This window comes from Candidatus Planktophila sp., from assembly GCF_046070465.1.
In the GTDB taxonomy this organism is placed as follows: domain Bacteria; phylum Actinomycetota; class Actinomycetes; order Nanopelagicales; family Nanopelagicaceae; genus Planktophila.
The window spans coordinates 1-2,935 of the sequence record NZ_JBJTMK010000087.1 but is presented as its reverse complement, the minus strand read 5'-3'; the positions used below and the strand labels follow the sequence as shown (position 1 = coordinate 2,935).

Sequence of the window (2,935 nt, the reverse complement as noted above, 5' to 3'; positions counted from 1 at the left end):
CGCAGATATCTGGCACCCAGAGATCGATATCTACTGGGGCAGCGAAAATGAATTCCTTGCACCGTCAGAAGAGCGCTATGAAAATCTTAATGATGCAACCACTCTCGAAAATCCACTTGCAGCAGTTCACATGGGTCTTATCTATGTAAACCCTGAAGGGGTTAATGGAAATCCAGATCCCATTAAGACAGCGGCGCATGTACGTGAAACTTTCGCTCGAATGGCGATGAACGATGAAGAAACTGTTGCCCTGACTGCAGGTGGTCATACTGTCGGTAAGGCTCACGGAAATGGCAAGGCAGCTAATCTCGGCCCTGCTCCGGAAGGCGCCGATATCCACGAAGCTGGCCTCGGCTGGATGAACCACACCACCCGCAGCGTGGGTCGTGACACTGTAACGTCAGGACTAGAAGGCGCTTGGACTACCAACCCGACCCAATGGGATAACGGATATTTCAAGCTGCTCTTGGAATACGAGTGGGAGCTCACCAAGTCGCCTGCTGGCGCCAATCAGTGGGAGCCAATCAATATCAAGGAAGAAGATAAGCCGGTAGATGTTGAGGATCCTTCCAAGCGCTACAACCCGATGATGACTGATGCGGATATGGCGATGAAGATGGACCCTGCATATCGCGCAATTTCAGAGAAGTTCTACGCAAACCCTGATTACTTCAGTGAAGTATTTGCTCGCGCATGGTTCAAACTCACTCACCGCGACCTTGGACCAAAGGCTCGCTACTTTGGACCTGATGTTCCTGCAGAAGATTTGCTGTGGCAGGATCCAATCCCTGCTGGTTCAACTCAGTACAACGTTGAAGAAGTGAAGGCAAAGATTGCTGCAACTGATTTGACTGTCTCTGAACTTGTTGCCACTGCTTGGGATTCCGCTCGTACATTCCGCGGTTCAGATAAGCGTGGTGGGGCAAACGGTGCACGCATCCGCCTTCAGCCTCAGGTTGAATGGGAAGGCAATGAGCCAACACGTCTGGCACGGGTTCTCTCTGTACTGGAACCGCTAGCTCAATCTGCAGGCGCATCTCTTGCAGATGTAATTGTCCTTGCGGGAAATGTTGGAATCGAGACGGCAGCAAAGGAAGCTGGCACCTCCATCACCGTTCCATTTACTCCGGGACGTGGCGATGCAACTCAAGAGCAGACTGATGTCGCATCCTTTGCTCCACTTGAGCCAATTCATGATGGCTTCCGTAACTATCTCAAGGCAAAGTACTCAGCACAGCCTGAAGAACTCTTGCTCGATAAAGCACAACTCTTAGGCCTAACAGCCCCAGAGATGACTGTCCTTCTTGGAGGACTTCGCGTGCTCGGTGCAAACTTCGAAGGCAGCAAGCATGGGGTCTTCACAGATCGCGTTGGAGCGCTGACCAATGATTTCTTCGTCAATCTCACCGATATGACGTATGTCTGGGAGCCAGCAGGTGAAAATCTCTATAACCTGCGTAATCGCTCGACAGGAGAAGTGAAGTTCACAGCAACGCGTGCTGACCTAGTCTTCGGATCCAACTCGATCCTGCGCTCATACTCTGAGGTCTATGCCCAGGACGATAATCGCGAGAAGTTTGTACATGACTTCGTCGCGGCTTGGACTAAGGTCATGAATGCAGATCGCTTCGATCTCGCATAATCGCACCTCTTATATCTGCGCACCATGCTCGGTTACTCGAGTATGGTGCGCAGATGTCTTTTACCCAGAAATTTAAAGCTCGTGAAGTCGACTTCGCACTGCTTCTCGTCGCCGCTCTCTGGGGAGCGAGCTACCTTTCAGCTAAGACTCTTACTGAACATGCGCCAGTCCTCACGGTACTCAGCCTTCGATTCATTGCCACATCAATAGCGATGGCGCTGATCTGGTTAATCAATCGCGATCGCATTACTCGTCCGGAGATTTACCTTGGTATCGGTCTCGGTTCATCTCAGGCCCTCATTCTCTTCTGTGAAACTTCTGGCGTAGCTAAAACCTCTGCAACAAATGCGGGGCTCATCATCAGCCTTGCAATTATCTTCACTCCAATTTTCGAATCGATTGCCTCCAAAAACTGGTTGCCACGACCATTCTTCGTTGCCACGGTACTTGCTGTGGTTGGAGTCGCCCTCCTGGTTTCAGATAAGGGGTTTGCCGCACCTGGAATAGGTGACTGGCTCATGTTGGCAGCAGCGCTATTTCGCGCTCTCCATGTAACTGCGATGGGGCACCTGACAGCATCGAAGAGTTACAGCTCGGTCTCGATTACCTTGCTTCAGAGCCTGACGTGCGGAGTTATCTACTCTGCTTTTTCGATAGCTGGAATCACTCAAGCATTGAAAGATTTTGATACCGGACTGTGGCTGGATCTCGCATTCTTGAGCTTGCTCTGCGGAGCGTTCGCATTCTTAGTCACTCTTTGGGCAATCCGCAGAACATCATCGTCGCGGGCAAGTTTGCTCCTTGGAACAGAACCTGTGTGGGCAGTAATAGTCGGTATCTCTCTGGGTGGAGAAGAGCTAGCTCTGCTTGGGGTTGCTGGCGCCGTGATAATTATTGGCTCGTCTTACTTTGGACAGAAGATTGAATCTGCCCATCGATTAACTACGCAGCAACCGCAACTTTCTTAGGCTTCTTAAAGAAAAAGTACGAGACCACAACAATAAATCCGGTCCAACCAATCGCCTGCAAGACTGATGGTGTTGGGGTGAAGTTCAAGAGACCCTTGAGAACTGAACCAAGGACGCTCTCTTTACTAATGACACTTGAAATGTCATAGAGCTTGTTCTCATCGCCTGGAATCAGACCAATCTCTTGGAACTCATGAATTCCGTAAGAGAACATTCCTGCAGCAACAACGATGAGCGCTATGCCGCTATAACGGAAGAATTTTGCGAGGTTGAGTTTGAGAGCACCTTTGTAGAGGAGCCAGCCAGCAATCACAGAGACTGCAAG

At 50.4% G+C, this 2,935-nt stretch carries 3 protein-coding genes; 2 read left to right on the top strand and 1 reads right to left on the bottom strand.

Features of this window, described 5'->3' with window-relative positions; translation table 11 throughout:
• The coding region (gene katG, locus ACKOVI_RS03910) for a catalase/peroxidase HPI (protein ID WP_509602726.1) at positions 1-1,642 on the top strand (1,642 nt) is incomplete at its 5' end.
• Between the two features lie 53 nt (positions 1,643-1,695).
• The gene (locus ACKOVI_RS03905; protein ID WP_509602725.1) at positions 1,696-2,610 is read left to right on the top strand and encodes a DMT family transporter; all 915 of its coding nucleotides are present in this window, start codon (positions 1,696-1,698) and stop codon (positions 2,608-2,610) included.
• Here the strand turns inward: ACKOVI_RS03905 and ACKOVI_RS03900 are convergent.
• A partial coding sequence (locus ACKOVI_RS03900) for an FTR1 family protein (protein WP_509602724.1) occupies positions 2,585-2,935 on the bottom strand: 351 nt, incomplete at its 5' end. The two genes, ACKOVI_RS03905 and ACKOVI_RS03900, sit on opposite strands and share 26 nt — an antisense overlap.

Coding starts and splice junctions, on each gene's coding strand:
- ACKOVI_RS03905 (WP_509602725.1), top strand. CDS start 1,696: ATGTCTTTTACCCAGAAATTTAAAGCTCGTGAAGTCGACTTCGCACTG.